Annotated in this window: 27 protein-coding genes; 10 read left to right on the top strand and 17 right to left on the bottom strand. The window is 68.8% G+C overall.

Going from position 1 to position 22257, the window contains the following annotated elements; genetic code table 11:
• The 3 genes from ACFXN1_RS32825 to ACFXN1_RS32815 all read left to right on the top strand — a co-directional run.
• A partial coding sequence (locus tag ACFXN1_RS32825; RefSeq protein ID WP_379463745.1) for an NAD(P)(+) transhydrogenase (Re/Si-specific) subunit beta occupies positions 1-450 on the top strand: 450 nt, incomplete at its 5' end.
• Positions 451-510: 60 nt separating this feature from the next.
• Positions 511-1086: a TetR/AcrR family transcriptional regulator gene (locus ACFXN1_RS32820; RefSeq protein WP_379394956.1), complete on the top strand. Its 576-nt coding sequence runs from the start codon at positions 511-513 to the stop codon at positions 1084-1086.
• Positions 1087-1162: 76 nt separating this feature from the next.
• Positions 1163-1951, top strand: a complete 789-nt coding sequence (locus tag ACFXN1_RS32815) for an oxidoreductase (RefSeq protein WP_379394954.1) — start codon at positions 1163-1165, stop codon at positions 1949-1951.
• A gap of 62 nt (positions 1952-2013) precedes the next feature.
• On the opposite strand, the gene ACFXN1_RS32810 is transcribed toward ACFXN1_RS32815, so the two are convergent.
• Together ACFXN1_RS32810 and ACFXN1_RS32805 are read right to left on the bottom strand one after the other, a co-directional pair.
• Positions 2014-2334 (bottom strand): co-chaperone GroES, encoded by a 321-nt coding sequence (locus ACFXN1_RS32810; RefSeq protein WP_328601883.1) that lies wholly within the window; start codon positions 2332-2334, stop codon positions 2014-2016.
• Positions 2335-2364: 30 nt separating this feature from the next.
• Entirely contained in the window at positions 2365-2988 is a 624-nt protein-coding gene (locus tag ACFXN1_RS32805; protein WP_379440388.1) for a TetR family transcriptional regulator, read from the bottom strand.
• A gap of 147 nt (positions 2989-3135) precedes the next feature.
• Here ACFXN1_RS32805 and ACFXN1_RS32800 point away from each other — a divergent pair, with 147 nt between their 5' ends.
• The 3 genes from ACFXN1_RS32800 to ACFXN1_RS32790 all read left to right on the top strand — a co-directional run bounded on the left by ACFXN1_RS32800 (position 3136) and on the right by ACFXN1_RS32790 (position 6363).
• Entirely contained in the window at positions 3136-4599 is a 1464-nt protein-coding gene (locus ACFXN1_RS32800; RefSeq protein WP_379440389.1) for an MFS transporter, read from the top strand.
• Positions 4600-4706: 107 nt separating this feature from the next.
• Positions 4707-6026: an FAD-binding oxidoreductase gene (locus ACFXN1_RS32795; protein ID WP_379440442.1), complete on the top strand. Its 1320-nt coding sequence runs from the start codon at positions 4707-4709 to the stop codon at positions 6024-6026.
• A 46-nt stretch (positions 6027-6072) separates the two neighbouring features.
• Positions 6073-6363 carry a GNAT family N-acetyltransferase gene (locus ACFXN1_RS32790; RefSeq protein ID WP_379463744.1) on the top strand — a complete coding sequence of 97 codons (291 nt, stop codon included), beginning with the start codon at positions 6073-6075 and terminating at the stop codon, positions 6361-6363.
• Here ACFXN1_RS32790 and ACFXN1_RS32785 read toward each other — a convergent pair.
• Positions 6360-6680 carry a hypothetical protein gene (locus ACFXN1_RS32785; protein ID WP_379394947.1) on the bottom strand — a complete coding sequence of 107 codons (321 nt, stop codon included), beginning with the start codon at positions 6678-6680 and terminating at the stop codon, positions 6360-6362. The genes ACFXN1_RS32790 and ACFXN1_RS32785 overlap by 4 nt on opposite strands.
• A 312-nt stretch (positions 6681-6992) precedes the next feature.
• Between ACFXN1_RS32785 and ACFXN1_RS32780 the strand changes: the two genes are divergently transcribed.
• Positions 6993-7508 (top strand): hypothetical protein, encoded by a 516-nt coding sequence (locus ACFXN1_RS32780; RefSeq protein WP_379382003.1) that lies wholly within the window; start codon positions 6993-6995, stop codon positions 7506-7508.
• A gap of 109 nt (positions 7509-7617) precedes the next feature.
• On the opposite strand, the gene ACFXN1_RS32775 is transcribed toward ACFXN1_RS32780, so the two are convergent.
• From ACFXN1_RS32775 to ACFXN1_RS32760, 4 genes are all read right to left on the bottom strand, one after another.
• Positions 7618-8775 carry an acyl-CoA dehydrogenase gene (locus ACFXN1_RS32775; RefSeq protein ID WP_354831566.1) on the bottom strand — a complete coding sequence of 386 codons (1158 nt, stop codon included), beginning with the start codon at positions 8773-8775 and terminating at the stop codon, positions 7618-7620.
• Between the two features lie 171 nt (positions 8776-8946).
• Positions 8947-9639: a TetR family transcriptional regulator gene (locus tag ACFXN1_RS32770; protein ID WP_379440390.1), complete on the bottom strand. Its 693-nt coding sequence runs from the start codon at positions 9637-9639 to the stop codon at positions 8947-8949.
• A gap of 92 nt (positions 9640-9731) precedes the next feature.
• Positions 9732-10235, bottom strand: a complete 504-nt coding sequence (purE, locus tag ACFXN1_RS32765; protein ID WP_379440391.1) for a 5-(carboxyamino)imidazole ribonucleotide mutase — start codon at positions 10233-10235, stop codon at positions 9732-9734.
• Positions 10228-11451 carry a 5-(carboxyamino)imidazole ribonucleotide synthase gene (locus ACFXN1_RS32760; protein ID WP_379440392.1) on the bottom strand — a complete coding sequence of 408 codons (1224 nt, stop codon included), beginning with the start codon at positions 11449-11451 and terminating at the stop codon, positions 10228-10230. Before ACFXN1_RS32760 ends, purE begins: the two co-directional genes overlap by 8 nt.
• A 98-nt stretch (positions 11452-11549) precedes the next feature.
• Between ACFXN1_RS32760 and ACFXN1_RS32755 the strand changes: the two genes are divergently transcribed.
• Positions 11550-12119, top strand: a complete 570-nt coding sequence (locus ACFXN1_RS32755; protein WP_364623406.1) for a GtrA family protein — start codon at positions 11550-11552, stop codon at positions 12117-12119.
• Here the strand turns inward: ACFXN1_RS32755 and ACFXN1_RS32750 are convergent.
• From ACFXN1_RS32750 to ACFXN1_RS32725, 6 genes are all read right to left on the bottom strand, one after another.
• Complete coding sequence (locus ACFXN1_RS32750; protein ID WP_379440394.1) at positions 12085-13407, bottom strand: ATP-binding protein; 1323 nt, start codon at positions 13405-13407, stop codon at positions 12085-12087. The two genes, ACFXN1_RS32755 and ACFXN1_RS32750, sit on opposite strands and share 35 nt — an antisense overlap.
• Positions 13404-14096: a response regulator transcription factor gene (locus ACFXN1_RS32745; protein WP_379440395.1), complete on the bottom strand. Its 693-nt coding sequence runs from the start codon at positions 14094-14096 to the stop codon at positions 13404-13406. Before ACFXN1_RS32745 ends, ACFXN1_RS32750 begins: the two co-directional genes overlap by 4 nt.
• A 38-nt stretch (positions 14097-14134) precedes the next feature.
• A complete protein-coding gene (locus ACFXN1_RS32740) occupies positions 14135-14515 on the bottom strand; it encodes a hypothetical protein (RefSeq protein WP_379440397.1) in 381 nt (126 codons plus the stop codon).
• Between the two features lie 114 nt (positions 14516-14629).
• On the bottom strand, positions 14630-15940 hold the full coding sequence (locus tag ACFXN1_RS32735; RefSeq protein ID WP_379381990.1) for a sensor histidine kinase: 1311 nt from the start codon (positions 15938-15940) through the stop codon (positions 14630-14632).
• Positions 15941-16022: 82 nt separating this feature from the next.
• Positions 16023-16700 (bottom strand): response regulator transcription factor, encoded by a 678-nt coding sequence (locus ACFXN1_RS32730; RefSeq protein WP_354830111.1) that lies wholly within the window; start codon positions 16698-16700, stop codon positions 16023-16025.
• Positions 16701-16709: 9 nt separating this feature from the next.
• Complete coding sequence (locus ACFXN1_RS32725; RefSeq protein WP_379394933.1) at positions 16710-17255, bottom strand: PH domain-containing protein; 546 nt, start codon at positions 17253-17255, stop codon at positions 16710-16712.
• Between the two features lie 220 nt (positions 17256-17475).
• Here ACFXN1_RS32725 and ACFXN1_RS32720 point away from each other — a divergent pair, with 220 nt between their 5' ends.
• Positions 17476-18429 carry an acyl-ACP desaturase gene (locus tag ACFXN1_RS32720; RefSeq protein WP_379440399.1) on the top strand — a complete coding sequence of 318 codons (954 nt, stop codon included), beginning with the start codon at positions 17476-17478 and terminating at the stop codon, positions 18427-18429.
• 59 nt (positions 18430-18488) lie between these two features.
• Complete coding sequence (locus ACFXN1_RS32715; RefSeq protein ID WP_379440400.1) at positions 18489-19910, top strand: serine/threonine-protein kinase; 1422 nt, start codon at positions 18489-18491, stop codon at positions 19908-19910.
• A 60-nt stretch (positions 19911-19970) separates the two neighbouring features.
• Here the strand turns inward: ACFXN1_RS32715 and ACFXN1_RS32710 are convergent, their stop codons facing one another.
• From ACFXN1_RS32710 to ACFXN1_RS32695, 4 genes are all read right to left on the bottom strand, one after another.
• Positions 19971-20771 (bottom strand): biotin--[acetyl-CoA-carboxylase] ligase, encoded by an 801-nt coding sequence (locus ACFXN1_RS32710; protein WP_379440402.1) that lies wholly within the window; start codon positions 20769-20771, stop codon positions 19971-19973.
• A gap of 87 nt (positions 20772-20858) precedes the next feature.
• Positions 20859-21191 carry a hypothetical protein gene (locus ACFXN1_RS32705; RefSeq protein ID WP_379440404.1) on the bottom strand — a complete coding sequence of 111 codons (333 nt, stop codon included), beginning with the start codon at positions 21189-21191 and terminating at the stop codon, positions 20859-20861.
• Between the two features lie 255 nt (positions 21192-21446).
• Positions 21447-21791, bottom strand: a complete 345-nt coding sequence (locus tag ACFXN1_RS32700; RefSeq protein WP_354830122.1) for a hypothetical protein — start codon at positions 21789-21791, stop codon at positions 21447-21449.
• Positions 21791-22216: a DUF1707 domain-containing protein gene (locus tag ACFXN1_RS32695; RefSeq protein ID WP_379440405.1), complete on the bottom strand. Its 426-nt coding sequence runs from the start codon at positions 22214-22216 to the stop codon at positions 21791-21793. The genes ACFXN1_RS32700 and ACFXN1_RS32695 overlap by 1 nt, the downstream gene beginning before the upstream one ends.
• Positions 22217-22257: the final 41 nt, after the last annotated feature.

Here is a 22257-nt window from a genome sequence, read left to right as displayed (position 1 = left end):
ATGGCCGTGGCCCAGGCCCAGCACGCGGTCAAGGAGATGGCGGCCCTGCTCGAGGCCAAGGGCGTCGAGGTCAAGTACGCCATCCACCCGGTCGCCGGTCGCATGCCCGGCCACATGAACGTGCTGCTGGCCGAGGCCGAGGTCTCCTACGACGCCATGAAGGAAATGGACGACATCAACGGCGAATTCGCCCGCACCGATGTCGCCCTGGTCATCGGCGCCAACGACGTCACCAACCCGGCCGCCCGCGAGGACGCCTCGTCCCCGATCTACGGCATGCCGGTGCTCAACGTCGACCAGGCCAAGAGCGTGATCGTGCTCAAGCGGTCGATGAACTCCGGCTTCGCCGGCATCGACAACCCGCTGTTCTACGCCGACCACACCTCCATGCTCTTCGGCGACGCCAAGAAGTCCGTCGGTGCCGTCACCGAGGAACTCAAGGCGCTGTAGCGGTTTCGTGAAGTACCCCGTTCTTGACCTCCAGGTCTAGAACGGGGTACTTTTGCATTCATGGGCCGACCACGGAGCTTCGACGAAGACGCCGTGGTGGAACGCGCAATGGAGACGTTCTGGACCCATGGCTATGCGAACACCTCTCCCGCCCAGCTCGCGGAAGCCTGCGGAGTCGGAAAAGGCAGTCTGTACAACACCTTCGGAAGCAAGCGGGAGTTGTTCGACCAGTGCCTGGCGCTGTACGACCGGACCGGGGCGGAACTGGCCCGGGAGGTCTTGTCACAGCCGGGGACGACCCGCGAACGACTTCGCGCCTGGATGCGGTGGACCGTCGACAACGATCTCGCGCAGCCGGTCCGCCGGGGATGCCTGGTGGTGAATACCGCCATGGAGCTCGGCGGGCATGACGCCGAGGCGACCAAGGCGGTGACGGCCGCGCACGCACACCTGGTCGAGGCGTTCACCGAGCGCATCGAGCAGGGGCAGCGCGACGGCGATGTCCCGACGCAGCTCGACGCCCTGGCCTACAGCGAGTTCTTGATGAATACCATTGGCGGCCTTCGCATCATGGCCAAGATCGCGGACGCGGAGACGCTGTACCGCATTATCGACACCGCACTGACCACCCTCTGACCGACTCACGGGCCGCATCCGGCGGCCCTTTCCTTTACCCCAGTTTTTGACCTGCAGTTCAAGAAAGGTACGAATCATGGATCTCGGACTGAACGGCAAGACCGCCCTCGTCACCGGCGCCAGCCGGGGCATCGGACTGGCCGTCGCCGAAGCGCTGGCCGATGAGGGCGTGCGCGTCGTGGGCGTGGCCCGCAATGTCACCCCGGAGCTCGAAAAGGTCGCGGCAGCAGCGGTTTCCGCCGATCTGAGCACCACCGAGGGCGCGCTGGCAGCGGTCGAGGCGGCGCTGTCGGAGCTCGGCGGCATCGATATCCTGGTCAACAATGTGGGCGGCGGCGACGCCGACCAGCTGACCCTGGGCGGGTTTCTGGACGTCCCGGACGAGCAGTGGCGAAAGTTGTTCGACCTCAACCTGTTCGGCGTCGTGACCACCACCCGCGCAGCATTGCCGAGCATCATCGAACGGCGCGGCGCGATCGTGACCGTGTCCTCGATCAATGCCCGGATTCCGGCGGCCGGCCCGGCCGGCTACAGCGAGGCCAAGGCCGCGCTCACCAACCTCGGTAAGCGGCTCAGCGAGGAGTTCGGTCCGCAGGGCGTCCGCGTCAACACGGTCTCGCCCGGGCCGGTCGGCACCGACATCTGGCGCAGCCCCGACCACCTCGGCGCGAAGCTGGCCGCGGCCAACGGCATGGACCACGAGCAGTTCCTGAATGCCATTCCGGCGCAGTTCAATATCACCGCCGGCCGCATCGCCGAAGCGAAGGAGGTGGCGGCGCTGGTGACCTTCCTGGCCTCCGAGCAGGCCGCCATCATCACCGGCGCGGACTATGTGATCGACGGCGGCATCATCAAGACGGTCTGACACACCGGTACGACAACGGCCCGCGTTCTCGAAAAGAACGCGGGCCGTTGATATTCGATCGACTACAGGTACAGGCCGGTGCCGTGCTCGGGGTGGGAGTTGGCGACGGCGTGCAGATCGCGTTCGCGCAGCACGTAATACGCCTGCGCCTGGATCTCCACCTCGAACTGATCGTCGGCGCTGAACAGCACCTGGTCGCCGACGCTCACCGCGCGGACATGGGAACCCACGCCGCAGACCTCGCCCCACGACAGGCGCTTGGCCACCTGCGCGGTGGCCGGGATGAGAATGCCGCCGCTGCTGCGCCGCTCGCCCGCCTCGGGATTGAGCTTGACCATGACGCGGTCGTGCAGCATTTGGATCTCTAGCTTGGCATCGGACACCGCGGCAGTGTACTGCGCGAGTACGAGCGGTTACGCCCCGGTGCCCGCGTCCGGCCCGACGGCCGACGCCGCGGTCTCGGGCGCGACGATGCGGCGGATGGCGTCCTTGATCCAGGCGCGCTGCTCCTCCGGATCGGCGTCCACGCCGATGGTGAAGGCGTTGACCTGCGGAACGGCCAGCGGATAGTTGATCATCGACATGAGCAGCATCAGCACCTGACCGGACGGCATGTCCGCGCGCATCAGGCCCTTGCCCTGCGCCACCTCGACCTTCTCGCGCTTCTCCAGGTAACGGCCGCAGCGCAATTCGCCCGCCGAGGCGTGCTCCCGGCCCAGTTCCAGGGCCTCCCACTGCAGCAGGCGCAGCAGTTCGGGATGTTCGCGGTGGTAGTCGATGTGCTGGTCGATCCAGGTGTCGAGGTCCTCGATATCGGTGGTCACCGAGCCGGCCACGGCCAGCATGGTCTTCTCCAGCACCTGATGGAAGAGCTTCTCCTTGTCGCCGAAGTAGGCGTAGATGAGCTGTTTGTTGGCCTTGGCATTGCGCGCGATGCGGTCCACCCGCGCCCCGGCGATCCCGTACTGCGCGAATTCCGCGGTCGCGGCCTCGAAGATGCGTGCCTTCGTGGCCTCGGGATCCCTGGTGCCTGCCATGCCCTCGATGGTAACCAACCAACTGGTTGACAAACCCGGGATCCCCCGTGGAATATCTCTAACCAACCGGTTAGTTACAAGACTCGAGTTTCCGGCGCAATGGCGCGCCCGCCACCCCCATTCCCCCTTCACGCTCGGGAGAACGACGTGACCACCCTCGAAAACCGGCTTGCCGCAACGGCTCCCGTCGCGACCGGCCCCCTCGAGTTCGCCGCCCGCTGGCGCGCGCTGCCCGTCATCCTCAGTGCCATGTTCATGGCGATGTTCGACTGGTTCGTCGTCAATGTCGCCGCCTCCTCGCTGGAACACGACCTGCACGCCGGTGAATCGGCGCTGGAACTCATCGTCGGCGGCTACGGCTTCGCCTACGCCTCGGGCCTGATCACCGGCGGCCGGCTCGGCGACCTGCACGGACACCGGCGGCTGTTCGTGATCGGCATGCTCGCCTTCACCTTCGCCTCACTGCTGTGCGGGCTCGCGCCCAATGCCTGGGCGCTGGTCGCCTTCCGCATTCTGCAGGGCGGCACCGCGGCGCTCATGGTGCCGCAGATGCTCGCGCTCATCAATACGCTCTTCCCGCCGCACGAACGGCCCAGGGCCATGGCCGCTTTCGGCGCTACCATCGGCATCGGCGCGGTATCGGGTCAGGTGCTGGGCGGGGTGCTGCTCGACGCCGACCTGTTCGGGTGGGGCTGGCGCACCATCTTCTACATCAATGTGCCCATCGGGCTGATCGCCGCCGCCCTGGCCGCGCGCTGGCTGCCCCGGCACGAGCCGACCCACCGGCCGAAACTGGACCCGATCGGCGCGCTCGGCATCTCGGCCGCGCTGGCACTGCTGCTGGTCCCGATCACACTGGGGCGTCCCGAGGGCTGGCCGGTGTGGACCTGGGTCAGCATGCTCGCCTCGATCCCGGTGCTGCTGCTCACCCTGCGCTACGAGAACCGGCTGGCCACGCGCGGCGGCGAACCCGTCCTCGACACCGGCATGGTGCGTGAACGCGGGTTCAGCCTCGGACTGGTGATCGCGGGCGGGTACCTGACCTTCTTCGCCGGATTCATGCTGTGCCTGACGCTCATGCTGCAGAACGGGCTCGGGCTCTCACCGCTCACCGCTGGACTGGCCTTCGCGCCGCTGGGACTGTGCTTCGCGAGCAGCTCGTTCTTCCTCGCGCCGCGGGTCGCCGCCCGGATCGGCAATCGGGTCATGGTGGTGGGGACGCTCACCAGCCTCACCGGGCTGGCGCTGACCCTGGCCGTGCTGGCCATCATGGGCCGGAACGTGACCGTGCTCGCACTCATCCCCGGCATGATGATCGTCGGCACCGGCAATGGGCTGACCATTCCGTCGGTGGTCGGGGCCGTGCTGTCGTCGGGGATTCCGGCGCGACAGGCCGGGATGGCGGCCGGCGTGCTGACCACCTCGCAGCAGTTCGGAAACGCCATCGGCGCAACGGTTCTCGGGGTGATCTTCTTCAGCGCCCTGGGCGCGCACCACGGGACCGGCGGCTACGTGACCGCCATGGAGATGGCCGCGCTCGGCGGGGCCGCGGTGCTGGCCGTCGTGCTCACCGCCGCACTCGCCCTGCCGAAGGCCGCCACCGCACACTGAGAACTCCCGCTTGTCGTACGGGCTTCCGGACAAATCAGCCGGAAGCCCGTACGTTCCTGAGTGTGGACATCGATCTCGACACACTGAGCGGTCTGCTCCCGACGGGCATGGTGGTGACCGATCCGGACGTGCTGACCGGTTATCGGCAGGATCGGGCGCTGGATCCGGACGCCGGGACCGCGCTCGCGCTGGTGCGGCCGCTGACAACCGAGCAGGTCGCGGCCACTGTGCGGTGGGCGGCCGAGCATCGGGTGCCGATCGTGCCGCGCGGGGCCGGCACCGGACTGTCCGGCGGTGCCACCGCGCAGCCCGGGGCGCTGGTGCTGAGCACCGAGAAGATGCGGGAGATCAGCGTCGACACCGTGACGCGGACCGCGGTGGTGCAGCCCGGACTGCTGAACGCAGAGGTCAAGCGGGCCGTGGCCGAACACGGGCTGTGGTATCCGCCGGACCCGTCCTCCTTCGAGATCTGCTCCATCGGCGGGAACGCGGCCACCAATGCCGGCGGGCTGTGCTGCGTGAAGTACGGCGTCACAACCGATTACGTGCTCGGCATGGAGGTCGTACTGGCCGACGGGACCGCGGTGCGGCTGGGCGGGCCGCGGCTCAAGGACTCGGCGGGGCTCTCGCTGACCAAACTGTTCGTGGGCAGCGAGGGGACGCTGGGGATCATCACCGAGCTGACCCTGCGGCTGCTGCCCGCGCAGCCGCCGCAGTCCACCGTGGTCGCCACCTTCCCCACGCTCACCGCGGCGACCGACGCGATCCTGGCCATCACCGGCCAATTGCGGCCCTCCATGCTGGAATTCATGGATTCGGTGGCCATCAATGCCGTCGAGGACGAGCTGCGCATGGGACTCGACCGGAACGCGGCGGGGCTGCTGGTGGCGCGGTCCGACGCCCCGGGCGAACACGCCGGGCACGAGGCGGACATCATGCTGGCCGCCTGCGAAAAGGCCGGGGCCACCGAGGCTTTCCGCACCGACGATCCAGAGGAGGGCGAAGCCTTCTGCGCGGCACGGCGATTCGCCATCCCGGCCGTGGAACGCAAAGGGCCGCTACTGCTCGAGGACGTGGGGGTGCCGCTGCCCCGGCTCGGCGACCTGGTCACCGGCATCGCCGAGATCGCCGCGCACCGGCGGGTGCTCATCTCCGTCATCGCGCACGCGGGCGACGGCAACACCCATCCCCTGATCGTCCACGACCCCGCCGACCCGGAGGAGTCCGAGCGCGCGCACCTCGCGTTCGGCGAGATCATGAACCTGGCCATCGGCCTGGGCGGCACCATCACCGGCGAACACGGCGTCGGCCGGCTCAAGAAGGCCTGGTTACCGGATCAGCTCGGCCCCGATGTGATGGCGCTCACTCGCCGGATCAAGGATGCGCTGGATCCGCACGGGATACTCAATCCCGGCGCGGTCCTCTGACCGGCCCGCCGGAACAATCCACATCACAAGGGAGTTCACACCGGTCATGAGCACCAAGCTGGAACACAATGCCGACGCGACCCGCTACGAGATCTACCTGGACGACACTCTCGCGGGCTACGCCGACTACGCGGAGCGGGTGGACGGCGACACCAAGGTCCGCGACATCCAGCACACCCTCACCTTTCCCGAGTTCCGGGGCCGCGGCGTGGCCGCGCAGGTGGTGGAGTTCGCGCTGAACGACGCGCGCACGGACGGCTTTTCGATCATTCCCACCTGCTGGTACGTCGAGAAGTACATTGGGGAGCACCCCGAATACGCCGACCTGGTGGCCTAATTCGCGCGATGCTGCCGACGCTGCCAGACCCGGAAATGCCGGTCGGCACTGCCCACCATCGCCTCCCCCACCTTCGCCTCGTCGAACCCCGGTAGCGATTGCAGCTTGGCCAGGAACGCGGTGTCGGCGGCCGAGTAGGGCACCACACACCCCTTACCGGTCGCCCCGATCAATACGAAGAACACGTCCCCCGCGAACGGGCCGTCGGCCGCCGTAATGATCCGCACCTCTGCCAATTCGGTCCACGCGACCTCTTCCACCCGTCCGTCGGCCAGTGTGCGCCGGACGAAGGTGTCGTTGATTTCGACTCCGGCCATGGCTCCATAGTGCCCCCGGCATCCCCACCCGAACAGCCCTCGAACCCGCGCTTTACCCGGGGAAGCCGCGAAGAGAAGTTCCGGCGAACCCTCCTGCCGCACATGGACGGCGAGCCGATTACCAGAGCAATCCTTCAGCTACTGAACAGATTTCGCCGCGTCCGCGGCCCGCGCGTCACGCGGCGGTCGAATCTCGCCGATTCACAGGAGATTCCCGGCTAAGTGAAGAACTATCGTTTCAATACTCGGTTAAGGTCCGGAAGTCCCCTGGACACAGGGGTTTTCGACAACAACTGGGGAGAAACAGACCCGATGAAGAAGTCGGTCCTTGCTCGTTCGAGCGCCGGTATCGCCGGAGCCGCTGCCGTGGCCGGGCTCACCCTCGCGATGGCCCCCGCGGCCTCCGCGCAGCTCGCCATCACGACCTCCACGGCCTACTGCGCCGGCACCACCTACACCATCACCTTCCCCGCGGCCGACGCCGCGGCCATGGCCTCGCAGTACGGCGACAACAACTTCGTGCTGGAAGCCACCAACACCACCAGCAACGTCACCTGGTGGTCCGCCGCCGTGGCCTCCACCTCGGGCCAGGACGTGACCTTCCAGTGGACGCCGTCGCAGTCGGTGCCCGCGTCCGCCACCGCGACGGGCTCCTGGAACCTGTTCGTCACCGAGGCCCATGTCGCGGCCACCGCCGAGGGCCCGCTGGCGGTCACCGTCGTGCAGACCGCACCCTCCGGGACCAGCTGCACCCCGTCCACCGGAACCGGCAGCTCGAACTCCATCCCGCTGATCGGCGGCCTGCTCAGCAGCCTGTCCGCGCAGTAGTTCGCAGACGTCCGGCCCGGCACTCCCTCATCTGGGCCGAACGCAACGGAGGCGGCCCCGAGCCCAGCTCGGAGCCGCCTCCCGCATCTATGCCGGATCGGAAAGGGGATCAGCGCAGGATCTGACGCGACATGACGACGCGCTGGATCTGGTTGGTGCCCTCGTAGATCTGGGTGATCTTGGCGTCGCGCATCATGCGCTCCACCGGGAAGTCGGTGGTGTAGCCGGCGCCGCCGAAGAGCTGGACGGCGTTGGTGGTGACCTCCATGGCCACGTCCGAGGCGAAGCACTTGGCGGCCGCGGAGATGAAGCCGAGGTTCTTCTCGCCACGCTCGGCGCGGGCGGCCGAGGTGTAGACCATGAGGCGGGCGGCCTCGATCTTCATGGCCATGTCGGCCAGCATGAACTGGGTGTTCTGGAAGTCGGCGATGGCCTTGCCGAACTGCTTGCGGTCCTTGGTGTAGGCGATCGCGGCGTCCAGGGCGCCCTGGGCGATGCCGACGGCCTGCGCGCCGATGGTCGGGCGGGTGTGGTCCAGGGTCTGCAGGGCGGTCTTGAAACCGGTGCCGGGCTCGCCGACGATGCGGTCGCCGGGGACCTTGCAGTTCTCGAAGTACAGCTCGGCGGTCGGGGAACCCTTGATGCCCAGCTTGTGCTCCAGCGGGCCGACCACGAAGCCCTCGTCGTCCTTGTGGACCATGAACGAGGAGATGCCGTTGGCGCCCTTGTCGGCGTCGGTGACGGCCATGACGGTGTACCAGTCGGACCGCCCGCCGTTGGTGATCCAGCACTTGGAGCCGTTGATGATCCAGCCGTCGCCGTCGGCCTTGGCGCGGGTGCGCATGGAGGCGGCGTCGGAGCCGGCCTCACGCTCGGACAGGGCGTAGGAGGCCATCTTGCCCGCGACGATGTCGGACAGCACCTTGTGCTTGAGCTCCTCGGAGCCGTTCAGGATCAGGCCCATGGTGCCCAGCTTGTTGACGGCCGGGATGAGCGAGGAGGAACCGCAGACGCGGGCGACCTCTTCGATCACGATGCAGGTGGCGACCGAGTCCGCGCCCTGGCCGCCGTAGGCCTCCGGCACGTGCACGGCATTGAAGCCGGCCGCGTTGAGGGCGGTCAGCGCCTCCTCGGGGAAGCGGGCGTTGCCGTCCACGTCCTTCGCGTAGGGGGCGATCTCCTTCTCGGACAGGCCGCGGATGGCCTCGCGCAGCTCGTGGTGGAAGTCCTCGAGCTGGAACAAGTTGAAATCGGGGTTGCCCGCCATGGGGTTCTTCTCCTGGTCTTCGGGGGATCGCCGCTGGTTGCCCAGCATCGCCAACTTGTGCGGCACTCAGTGCCAGTCGAAGTCGAGTATACGCCGCGAAATCGCAATTACGTGCGGGTACCCGCTCACCAATCTGTGGCACGCAGTGTCATTTGCGCCACTGTGGGCATCTCACAGCGCATCGAGGCGACGGGCCAGCAGGTCCGCGACCTGCCGTGGCGAGAGATCCCGGGGAAACACCGCCACCACCATCTCGTCCGAGGCCGGCGCGAGCCCGCGTCCTCCGCGCGGAATCGCCGCCAGCGCCGCCCGCAGATCCGCCGGGCTCGCCGCCGACTCACCCCGGACCATCCGCCGCAGCAGATAGTTGTGGGTAGCCGTCACCGCGGCCGTGAACTGCACCAACTCCAGATCCGCGGTCCCGTGCAATCGCCCGCGCAGATAGTCGGTGAACAACCGCTCGTACCGGAAGACCGTGACGATCTCCCGCTCGCGCAGCGTCGGCACCTGCCGCACCACCCCGTAGCGCCGGGCCGCGATCTCCCGCCACTGCGTGAACCGCTCGAACACCTCGACCACGGCCTCGCACACGGCATCCCACGGATCCCCCTGCGGCGTGCTCTCCAAGAATGCCCGCGCCTGCGCCAGCTGCGACTCGTGATCGGCGAAGACCACGTCCTCCTTGGACCGGAACTGCCGGAAGAAGGTCCGCCGCGAAATCCCCGCCGCCTCCGCGATCTCATCGACCGTCGTTGCCTCGTAACCCTTTTCGGCGAACAGCCGTAGCGCCTGATCCACCACGGTGAGACGGCGCTGGGTCGAATCCGCGTCGGCGCGCGGCCGTGCGGGCTGGTCGGTAGGCATCCGCCAACGGTAGCGACCCGGGCGGGCCGTTCCGCACGCCACGGTCGACGGCGCGCGGAACGGTGAGGTCAGCTCGAGAGAAAGGTGACGTGTCAGCCCAGCAGTTTGGTCCGCAGCGCCTCGTCCTTCTCCAGGACCAGCTCTTCCAGGCTCTGCTGGAAACGTTCCATACGGGAACGCAATTCGGGGTCGGCGGTGGCGAGGATGCGGACCGCGAGCAGGCCGGCATTGCGGGCACCGCCGATGGACACGGTGGCGACCGGGACGCCGGCGGGCATCTGGACGATCGACAGCAGGGAGTCCATGCCGTCGAGGTACTTCAGCGGCACCGGCACGCCGATGACCGGGAGCGGGGTGGCGGAGGCGACCATGCCGGGCAGGTGGGCCGCGCCGCCCGCACCCGCGATGATCACCTTGACGCCGCGGTCGGCCGCGTTCTTGGCGTAGTCGAGCATGCGCTGCGGGGTGCGGTGCGCGGAGACCACGCCGACCTCGAAGCGAATGCCGAACTCGGCCAGGGCTTCCGCGGCCGCCTCCATGGTGGGCCAGTCGGAGTCCGACCCCATGATGAGGCCAACCTGTGCGGTGTCAGTCATGGTGCGGATCCCATCCGTCGGTCCAGATCGCGTGCGACATCCAGTGCGCCGCCCGCTCGGCTTTCTCCCGGGTCTCGGCCACGTCGTCGCCGAGGATATTGATGTGGCCGATCTTGCGGTCGGGGCGTTCGCCCTTGCCGTAGAGGTGCACCTTGGCCTCGGGGATGCGGGCCGAAAGATGGTGCAGCCGTTCGTCCATGGACATCTCGGGGGCTTGCGGCGCACCCAGGATATTGGCCATGACGGTGACCGGGGCCAGCGGCCTGGTGCTGCCCAGCGGGTAGTCCAGGACCGCACGCAGGTGCTGCTCGAACTGACCGGTGCAGGCGCCGTCCATGCCCCAGTGGCCGGAGTTGTGCGGGCGCATGGCCAGCTCGTTGACCAGCAGCTCGCCGGCCTGGGTCTCGAACAGCTCCACGGCCATGGCGCCGGTCACGCCGAGCTCGGCGGCCAGGCGCAGGGCGAGCGCCTCGGCCTCGGTGGCCCTGGCCTCGCTGAGGTCCTGCGCGGGTGCGATGACCACCGCGCACTGGCCGTTGCGCTGCACGGTCTCCACCACCGGCCAGGCGGCGGCCTGCCCGAACGGGGAGCGCGCCACCATGGCCGACAGCTCCCGCTTCAGATCCACCTTGGCCTCGGCCATCAGCGAGACGCCGTGGGCCAGCTGGTCTTCGATGATCGGGGCGGCCTCGGCGGCGTCGGCGGGCATCCACACGCCGCGGCCGTCGTAGCCGCCGCGTACCGCCTTGAGCACGAACGGCCAACCGTGCTCGTCGGCGAAGGTCACCGCGTCGGCGACCGAGGTCACCTCGGTGTAGGCCGGGATCGGCACGCCCAGCTCGGCCAGCTTGCGCCGCATCCGGAGCTTGTCCTGGGCGTAGATCAGCGCCTGCGGCGGCGGCTGCACGTTCACACCCTCGGCGATGAGCGCCTCCAGGTGCGCGGTCGGCACGTGCTCGTGGTCGAAGGTCAGCGCGTAGCAGCCGACGGCGGCCTTGCGCAGCGCGGCCAGATCGTCGTGGCTGCCGAGGACCACGTCCGGCGTCACCTGGGCGGCCGGGTCGTCGGGGCGCTCGGCGAGCACGCGCAGCCGCTGGCCCAGCGCGATGGCCGCCTGATGGGTCATGCGCGCGAGCTGGCCACCGCCGATCATGGTGACGGTGGGCATGGCGGAGGAATCGAAGGAACGGGCGCTCACGCTGCACCATGTTGTCATGACACCCACCGGCTACTGACCCGCGGGTCGCATGACAGGTATCTGCCCCGATTTGTACCGGCCGGACAGCGCATGGATCAGAGACGTAGACTCGCTCCGTGTCATTTGTCGACAAAGTGGTCAACCGCCTGCCCACCCCCCTGCGGGCCCTCGCGGACCGCCATTACGAACTACTCAAGTTCGCGATAGTCGGTGCGACCACGTTCGTCATCGACCTGGGCATTTTCTACGTCCTGAAATGGACGATCATGGACACCAAGCCGACCGTGGCCCGCATCATGTCGGGCACCATCGCGGTCATCGTGTCCTACATCCTCAACCGGGAATGGACCTTCGACAAGCGCGGTGGGCGCGAGAAGCACCACGAAGCGCTGTTGTTCTTCCTGGTCAGCGGAATCGGCGTCGGACTCGCCGCGCTGCCGCTGTGGGTGTCGAGCTACGTGTTCGACCTCCGGCAGCCCAATGTGAGTTTCACCGTCGAGAACATCGCCGACTTCTTCAGCGCCTTCATCATCGGCAACCTGCTGCAAATGGCATTCCGATTCTGGGCCATGAAGCGGTGGGTGTTCCCCGACGAAATGCAGGAACTGCAAACCGAATTCGAGGACCTCGTCAACGAGGCCGAAGATCTCGTCACCGAGAACGAGGAGCAGCTGGGTCACAGCTGAGGGTGACGGTCAGGCGGACGCCGCCCGCCGGACTTTCCCCGATGGTCGCGGTACCGCCGTGCAGGCGGGATTGCTGCGCGACCAGGGCCAGACCCAGACCGCTGCCCGGCGTCGTGCTCGCCCGGTAGAACCGTTCGAAGACGCGCTCCCGATCCGGTGCCGGGATGCCGCGACCGTCGTCGTCGACGGTGAGGACGACGTGATCGTCGTCGCGCCGCGTCGCGATCTCGATGCGCCGCGCCCCGCCGTGCCGGACGGCATTGGTCACCGCATTGTCGACGATCGAACGCAGCCCCGCGGCCAGCCCGCGCAGCACGATGGGCTCCACCGCCTCGGTGTCGATGAGCACGCCGGGATTCGAGCGCCGGGCGTCATCCACCACCTGATCGATGAGCTGTCCGAGTTCCAGATCCCCCCGATCGGATTCGGTGGCCAGATCGCCCACCGCCAGCCGTTCCAGGGCCTGCAGCGTGGCCTCGACCGAACTCTGCGCACTCAGGATCTCGTCGAGGACCTCCGCGCGTTCGGCATCCGACAGCGGCATGGACCGCAGCACCTGCAGGTCGGTGCGCATGGCCGTCAGGGGCGTGCGCAGCTCGTGCGCGGCGGTGGCAGCGAAATCGCGTGCCGTGACCAGTGCTTCGCCGGTGTGCCGGCGCTCGGTCGCGATGCGCCCCAGCAGGGTGTTCATGGCCTCGGCCAATTCCGTCGTCTCGCTGGCCACCGGATGACGCGGGGTCTGCAGGGCCAGCCCCTCTCCCAGCCCGGCCGTCGCCGCGGTCAGCCGCCGCAGCGGGACCACCGCCCGATGCGCGAAATACCAGCCCAGCACCGCCGCCAGCAGCACCGCGGCCAGTCCGATGAGCACGATCCGGATCCGCTGCTGCGCAGCCGAATCCGAGGCCACATCGGTCGGCACGGTCACCGCCACCGGATGGCCGTCGAGCGCCACCGTGCGCGAGTACTCCGGCTCCGGACTGCCCGGCTCGCCGCGCACGATGAGCACCCCGGGTTTCGTGACGGCGGGCAGGCCCGGCTCGGGAGCAGCCGTGCCGCCGGGCACGGGGAGACTCGGCAGCACGGGTTCCGGCAACGACCGGCCGGGTTGCAGCTGGGCGGGGGCGAGCGCGATCGCGCTGACCACCCGGCCGACCTGATTCGCCGCGTCGTTCGGCGCGAACGCGAACAACACCACCGACATGACGGCGACCACCACCGCGGCCGTCGCGGCACTCGCCAGCGCGACCCGGGCGCGCAGCGACACCGGCCGTCGCGGCAGCCTGGTCACGGCTCGGTCCGCAGGACGAAGCCGACGCCGCGCACGGTGTGCACGAGCCGTGGGGATCCGGCGGCCTCGATCTTGCGGCGGAGGTAGGAGACGAACACATCGACCACCTTGGTCTGGGTTTCGAAGTCGTAGCCCCAGACCCGGTCGAGGAGCTGGGCGCGGGAGAAGACCTGCCCCGGCGCCGCGGCCAGCGCGGCGAGCAGATCGAATTCGCGTTTGGTGAGTTCGAGGGGCGTGCCGTCGACCCATGCGCGCCGCGCGCCGGGTGCGATGGTCAGCGGGCCCACGGTGATGTGATCGTCGGTGACGTGGGCCGGGGCGGGCGCGCGGCGCAGCATGGCGCGCAGCCGGGCCACCAGCTCGCCCAGGTCGAAGGGCTTGGTGAGGTAGTCGTCGGCCCCGGCCTCCAGGGCGTCGATGCGATCGGTGACCTCCGCGCGGGCGCTGAGCACGCAGATCGGGATGTCGTTGCCCAGCGAGCGCAGTGCCGTGACGACCTGTACGCCATCCAGATTCGGCATGTTCAGGTCGAGCAGCATGGCCTGCGGGGCATACGCGGCGATCTGGCGGAGCGCGGCGGCCCCGTCTGCCGCGGTTTCGACGTCGAAACCCGACATCCGGAGCCCCCGCGCCACCGAGGACAGCACCCTGACATCGTCGTCCACAATCAGAATCCGGGGACCCGTCACAAGATCAGACGATACTGACGCGAGCTGAGAGCGGAGCCTCAGCGACCCGGGTTCACCACAATGGTCTGCGACGGTTTGCCGGGCGGGATCGCCACGCCCGGATCGCCCGGCTGCACGTTCACCATGCCGGGCGCCGGCAGGCCCGGCTGCAACGGGAGGGCCGGCAAGGCGTTCGGGCCGGGCGGCACACCCGGCTCGGCCTGGCGCACAGTCACATTGCCGTCGCGATCCTTGATGATCAGTACGCCCGGACCGGTGGGGGCGGCCGGGGCGACGGGCTCGTTGCTTCCCGTATCCGCCAGTCCCGCAATCGAATCCGGCGTCGCGGCCTGCGCCGCCGCGGGCAGTACCAGCGCCCCGAGGGCGGCGGTCCCGATGACCGCGGCGGTCATGGTGCAACGGACGGTGAAGATCGGCATGGCGTCTCCTGTTCTCTCACCGGCAATTCGTGCGCCGGTTCCGGTTGACGAATCCGAAGGTAGGAAGCGGATTCTCAGGACCGGCTAACGAACGGTTAGAGAACGGATAGAAGATCAGCGCGGCTCGGTGCCGACCGCGATGGGCCGCGACGCCACCCCCGAAGAGCCGAGGAACACGGCGAACAGGGCGGGGCGGCGACGCTGGAGTTCCAGTCGCCCGCCGTCGGCTTCGATCAGCGCGCGGGCCAGGGCCAGCCCGACGCCGGTGGAGCCCGCCGCCGAGAAGCCGCGGTCGAAGATATGCGGCGCCAGCTCATCTCGCACGCCGTCGCCCTCGTCGGCGACCTCGACGACCACCAGCGGCTCGCGGTCGTCCATGCGGCCCGTCACCGTGCGCACCGACACCGTGCAGGTGCCGCCGCCGTGCATGAGCGCATTGTCGACCAGCACCGCGAGCGCCTCGCGCAGGCGTGAACCGGTCACGGGCGCTTTGAGAGTCGGGTCGCCGAGCAGCACCAGCTTGCGCCCGGCCTCGGCGAAGGGATGCCGCCATTCCGCGACGACACTGCGCAGTTCGGCCACCACCGGCAGCGGATCGCGTTCGGCCGCACCTTCGTCGCGGGAAGCGCGGACCAGTTCGTCGATGGCGTCGGTGAGCCGATCCACCTGTGCCATGGCCTCTTCCGCCTCGTGCACCACCGCCGGGTCCGCGTGCGCGGACAGCTCGTCCAGGCGCAGGCGCACGGCGGTGAGCCGGCTGCGCAGCTGATGCGAGACATCGGCGACCAGGGCGTGCTCGCGCTGCAGCCGGCCCGCGATTTCCACTGTGGCCGAATCCAGGACGTCGGATACCCGGTCCAGTTCGGTGATGCCGTGGCGGCGCGGATCGGCGCGGAAGTCGCCCATGGCCAGCCGCGCCGCGCGGGCCGCCACGTCCCGCAGCGGGTCGGCCACCCGGCGCGCGGTCACCACCGCCACCGCGATGCCCGCGCCCAGCGAGATGAGCACCAGGCCCAGCACCGCGCCGAGCGCCTGCCGCTGCATGGAATGCATTGGGGCCGAGGGCACTTCCAGCCGCAGCGAGCCGTCGGTGCCCATCGACCAGGACTCCGACAGCGGATCGCGCACCGTGTCCGCGCCGATGTCGACCTTCTTGTTGGGCTCGGTCGGCGTCGGATAGATGATGGTCAGCTTGCCGTTGGCGGGAATCAGCAGCCGTACCGCCTTGGTGTCCAGCTCGCCGTACACCACGCCGTCGCGCTCCTGCCGCGTCACCTCCTCGGAGATGCCGTTGAGCCGGTTGCGCAGTTCATTGCGGTTGATGTCCTCGACCCACTTCCAGGCCGTGAACGCCAGCGGCACACCGAGAACCAGAGTGGTGAGAGTCAAGGCGGCCACCATGGACAGCAGGATCCTGCGTCTCATCGTCGAGATGCCTCGCTTCGCCGGGTTTTCGGGGTTCGGACGCGCGCGGAACAGCACAACAGAAGGATTTCGAACTGAGCGGCTAGTCGGTATTGAACCGGAAGCCTACGCCGCGGACGGTCACGATACGCCGCTCGGCCACCGGCCCCTCGTCACCGATCTTGCGGCGCAGCCACGACATGTGCATGTCCAGGGTCTTGGAGCCGCGCAGATCGGCGTCACCCCACACCTCGCGCAGGATCATCTCACGCGAGACCACCTGCCCGGCCCGGTCGATGAGCACCTTCAGCAGCTCGTACTCCTTGTTCGCCAGGTTCACCTCGATGCCGTTCACCAGCACCCGCCGCGCGGCCGGCTCCAGCCGGATGCCGCCCACCTCCACGGCCTCGTCCCCGATTCCGCTGCGGCGCAACAACGCCCGCACCCGGGCCAGCAGCTCGGCCAGCCGGAACGGCTTGCCCACATAGTCGTCCGCGCCGGCGTCCAGGCCGACCACGAAGTCCACCTCGTCGGTGCGTGCGGTGAGCATGAGCACGGCCAGCTCGGCGCCGCGCGCCCGCACCTGACGGCACACCTCGAGCCCGTCCATACCGGGCAGGCCGAGGTCCAGGATCAGCAGGTCGTGACCACCCTCGAGGGCCCGTTCGAGCACGGCGGGACCGTAGCTCTCCACGGTCACCGAATAGCCTTCACGGCCCAGCGCCCGCGACAGCGGGGCGGCGATGGCCTCGTCGTCTTCGGCCAGCAGTACTGCGGTCACGGCACCAGACTACGGGTACGCCCCGGCGGATCCGTAGAAGCCGCCACCGTTCGGATTGTTCTGCACCACATCGAAGACCTGGCGATAGAGCAGCGCGTGCACCTGCTGCACATGCGGAATGTCGTCGTACTCCAGCGGATCCTCCGACGACGAACCGATGATCAGCGTGCCGGTACCCAGCATGCGATCGAACAACCCATGGCGGAACTGCACATTCGAGATCCGGTTCATCGGAATGTCGATGCCGGTGTGGGTGAGCACGCCCTGCCGGATCAGCACCCGCCGATCGGTCACGATGAAATGCGTCGACTTCCACCGGATCAGCGGAGCGACGCTGCGCCACACCACGATCCCCAGCCACAGCGCCAGAATGCCGAGCAGCAAACCGGTCTGGAGGGTGCCGCCGGTATTGCGCGCCGTCACCCCCGCGGCGAATCCGGCCAACGCGGTGATCAGGATGAAAGTCACGGCGGGCCAGAACAACATCTTCCAGTGCGGATGGCGGTGCAGCAGCAGCACCTCTTCGGGTGCCAATGCCTCCTCCGGATAACCCATGCCGAAACCCTATCGCGGCCGGATGCCGGAATGCCGCTCGGCGACCTGCGGGCCAGGGCACAATCGTGCGGTTGCCGGTACCATCGGCAGGCACGAGTTGCCTTTCTTCCTAGTTGTACCGCGCAAGACCTTCAGGGTTGTCCCGAGCAGGACCATCCGGCTTCGCCGGTGATCGTCGACAGCAGGCTCTACCCGGTTGTGCAAGACACAGGAGGCGTGTGTGACCCGAGAGTTGACGCAGTTCCAGATACTTCGTGAGCTCGAACCCGTCGCCGAGGCGAATCTGAATCGGCATCTGTCGATGGCCAAGGAATGGCACCCGCACGACTACGTGCCGTGGGAGCAGGGCCGCAATTTCGCCGCCATGGGCGGCGAGGACTGGGATCCCTCGCAGTCGCGGCTGACCGAGGTCGCCAAGATCGCGATGATCACCAATCTGCTCACCGAGGACAATCTGCCCTCGTACCACCGTGAGATCGCCGAGAACTTCTCGCAGGACGGCGCCTGGGGCACCTGGGTCGGTCGCTGGACCGCCGAGGAGAACCGGCACGGCATCGTCATGCGGGACTACCTGGTGGTCACCCGTGGCGTGGATCCGGTGGCGCTGGAACAGGCCCGCTTGATCCACATGACCAATGGCGTGCGGTCGCCCGGTGATTGGGGCGGCTTCCTGGAGAATGTCGCGTACGTGACCTTCCAGGAGCTGGCCACCCGGGTGAGTCACCGCAATACCGGCCAGGTCTGCAACGACCCCATCGCGGACCGCATGCTGCAGCGCATCGCCGCCGACGAGAACCTGCACATGATCTTCTACCGCACCCTGTGCGCGGCCGGCCTGGACCTGGCGCCCGACCAGGCGGTGGCGGCCATCACCAAGGTGCTCACCCATTTCGTGATGCCCGGCCACGGTATGCCGAACTTCCGCCGCAACGGGGTCATGATGGCCAAGCACGGCATCTACGACCTGCGCCAGCACCTGGAGGAAGTGGTCGGTCCGGTGCTGAAGAATTGGAATATCTTCGAGCGCAACGACTTCGGGCCGCGCGGCGAGAAGGCGCGCGAAGAGCTGGCCGCCTATCTGGACAAACTGGGCCAGGACGTCGTCAAGTTCGAGGAACAACGCGACCGCATGCTCGCCCGGGAAGCCGCCCGCGACGAATTGCAAAGGGTCTGACACCAGGGGGACGTTGTGTGCGATTGAAATAAATTCGGTTCGCTAAGGTGTCCCCCAGTGTGACGAGAGGAAATCCGTTGGGGGATGGCTACCTGGGCCGATACCGCCTCGACGAACTGCTCGGCAGCGGCGGGTCGGCGGAAGTGTGGCGTGCGCACGACACCGTGGCGGATCGCACCGTCGCGCTCAAAATGCTGGCACCCGTCCTGACCGCCGATCCCGAATACCGGCGGCGCTTCGAGCGGGAGGCCCGGGCCGCCGCACTGCTGCACGGACCGCACGTGGTGCCGGTGCACAGCTACGGCGAACTCGAGGGCCGGCTGTACATCGATTCGGAATTCGTGGACGGCCTCGATATCGAGGCCCTCCTCGAATGGGAGGGCCCGATGGCCGCGGACGCGGCCGTGGACCTCATCTCCCAGGTCGCCTCCGCGCTCGACGACGCCCACGCCGCCGGGCTGATCCACCGGGACGTCAAGCCGCAGAACATCATCGTCGCCCCCGACGACGTCGCCTACCTCATCGACTTCGGCACCGCCCTGCAGGACGGCCAGAGCGCCATCACCCAGACCGGCATGCTGGTCGGCACCCCCGCCTACATGGCGCCGGAACGGTTCGAGGGCGCCGCCTCACCGAGCTCCGACATCTACTCCCTGGGCTGCGTCCTCTACGAATGCCTCACCGGGCAGCGGCCCTTCCGGGTGCGTAATCCGGCGCAGCTCATGCGCGCCCACCTCGACCTCGCGCCCAAGCCGCCGTCCACCCTCGACGAGACCGTTCCGGCCGCCCTCGACGCCGTCGTCCTGCGCGCCCTGGCCAAGAATCCCGGCGAACGGTATTCCACCGCAGGCGAATTCGCCGCCGCTGCCAAGGCCGCCCTCACCGCGCCCGCCGTCCCGGCCGAGCCCGGTCCCGAGGCACAGGTGACCGTGGTAATCCCCAACCCGGCCGACACCGACGCGCGCACCACCGCCCTCCCGCGCCCGGTACCCGCTGTCGGAATCCCGGCCGGAATGGACGTCGGTACGGTCGCGCTGTCCAAGGAAGCCGATCTGGATCTGCCCGCTCGCCGCTGGACCCGGCGGCGACTGCTCGCCGCCGCGGGCTTCACGGCCGCCGCCACCGCCATCGCGATCGGCGCCGCGTTGTTCACGAGCCGGGCCGCGGAACTGCAGCCCGAGCAGCGCGCCCGGACCTCGGCCGTGCCGACCACGAAAGTTCCTGTCCAGGCGGCGCTTCCACCGACCACCGAGCCGATGACCGAACCTCCCGAGGACCCCGCGGCCGAATCCGTCACACCGATGCCGGACGACACACTGGCCCCCGCCGAACCGCCGACCATCGACGCCGGCCCGCGGCTGCCCGGACTCGAGATCCCCGGTCCCGGTCTGCCCGGTCCAGGCTTCACCCTTCCGGGCTTCCCCGGGCCCGCCGGCAGCAACCGCCACGGCGGCCGCCCGCACGGACAGAACAGCCAATAGTCCTCGCGCCGAACCTGTTCGGGGGCCGGCGCGAATCAGGTTGCGGGAAACGCGTTTCTGTCAGTACTCGGCGCGGAGGTGGGTGACATCGCCCGCCGAGACGGCGCGATCACCGATCAGCAGCCTGCCGTATTCGTCGATGCCCGTGGCAATTCCGGTGAGCACCTCCCCACCGGGCAGCTCCGCGCGTACCTGCGCGCCGAGAGTGGCGCACCGTTCGCGATAGGCCGCCGACAGCTCGGCGATATCCCAGCCGGACGCCTCCCAGGCGGTGAAGCGGCGGGCGAACTCGCGCAGCATCGCCTGCACCAGCACCGTGCGATCGATCTCGGGAGCCCCGGCCAGCAGCAGGGACGTGGCGTGCGGGACAGGCAGTTCGGCCTCGGTGAGGGATACGTTCAGCCCGACCCCGACCACCACCGCCAGGTCCGCACCCGCGGCGGCGATCTCGGCCAGGATCCCGGCCAGCTTGCGGCCGTCCACCAGCACGTCATTGGGCCACTTGAGCACCGCCTTCACCCCGGCCGCCGCGCGCACCGCGTCCACCACGGCCACGCCGGTGAGCAGCGGCAGCCAGCCCAGCACGGCGGGATCGATCCCCCGCACCCGCACCAGCAGCGACATGGCGATCTGCGCCCGTGCGGGGCTCACCCACCGCCGGTCGTGGCGTCCGCGGCCGTGCTCCTGCGACTCGGCGATCAGCACCAGCCGATCGGCACTCGAATCCGCGGCCCGCGCAACCAGATCCGCATTGGTCGACCCGGTCGACTCGACCACCTCGACGGCCGAGAAGAAACCCAGCTCGGGCACCTCGGCAACACTCCGGCCCAGCACGTCAACATCCAGCGGCGACCTGTCCATGCACCGCACGCTACTCCCCCGCCCGCATCCACACGGCAACGACAAGGGGCGGGTCCGGATCGGACCCGCCCCTTCTCGCCCGGCGGGCTACCGCGGCGCGGACACCGCCTGCAGCATGCCCGCCAGGGCCTCGAACAGGCCCGTGAGTACATGCTCGGAAATGTCCTCTCGCGCAGGCTCGGCCGCGTCGGACTCGGCGTCGGCGGACACGAGTACCGGGGTACCCGCGCCCGCCACCGGGGTGCCCGGGACCGGCATCGCCCCGCCCGCGCACGGCATCTCCGCGTACGCAGGGGCGGCGGCGTCCCCCGTCGATTCGCCGCCACCCCCGGTACGGCCGTCGCCCGCGAGCGGAGCGGTGCGCCCGCCGCCGCCCGCGCCGTCGTCGTCCGAGGTTTCACTGAATTCCGGATCGGTCACTGTCGGCTCCGGATCACGGATCCGCCACGCGGTGAACGATGCCGCCGCTGCCCGATCTGCTTGGTGTTCACTCCAGCTCCACATAACCGCCTCCCCAGGTCGTCGGTTTCGGATGCGACTCCAGAGTGACCCACGACCGGGGCCGAGCACGACCGGTTTTTCGGGTGCGGACGGCATCAGGGCTGGTAGATAAGGACTTTCACGACAAGGATCGGTGTCCGGACCGGACAGCGGGACGGGTCCGGCGGCTCGGATTCAGGCGTCGACCGGTTCCAGGCCGAGGGCGCCCGCAGTGAACCGGCGCACGGTCACCAGGCCGTCCGCCAGCGCGGCGTCGTATCCCGCACGGGCCCAACCGGTCACGGTCGCGGTGCCGTCGGCATTGGGCCGCACACCGATCTCGGCGACCATCTCCGCGGTGGTGGGGATGCACACCGCCCACGAGAAGTGGGTCTCCTCGGCCCATTCGGCGCTGCGCCGGGCCACATAGCCGGGCTCGGTGATGCCGGCGTCGGCCAGGGCGGGCCGGTCGTCGATGCGCTCGTCCGCCCGCAGGGCACGCAGATACCAACTGCCCGCATTGATCTCGATGGGCTCCATCAGTCCTCCGATCCCCGATCCAGTCGCCGCTGCCGCCGCCGCTCCCGGTGCTCCCGCCGCTGCCGCGGATTGCCGCCGCCGTACAGCACCGCGCCCGCCAGCGGGATCAACAGGAACATCCACCACTGGTGGGTCACGAAGAACAGGATCAGCGCGATGATCGGGACGACCGGCATCACCCGACCACGCCAGTGCGCACCGAACCGCGACTCCCGTTGCGCCGGAACGCTCTTCTCCGCCACCGGCTCCGGCAGATCGGTGAACACCCGCTCGAGGTCACCGCGCGTCAGGGCGGCGGCCACGACCCCACTGCGCTCGTCGAACTCCGCGACGCTGAGCCGCCCCGCCGCGAAATGATCGGACAGCCGCTTCATCGCGTCCTCACGCTCGGCGGTGCCAATACGGATCTCGGGTGGTTCAGCCATGCCATGACATTAGCGCGAGTGGCCGCCCACCTGCAGGTGAG

Source organism: Nocardia sp. NPDC059154, assembly GCF_042755705.1.
Lineage (GTDB): Bacteria > Actinomycetota > Actinomycetes > Mycobacteriales > Mycobacteriaceae > Nocardia.
This window is presented reverse-complemented; position numbering and strand designations above follow the sequence as displayed.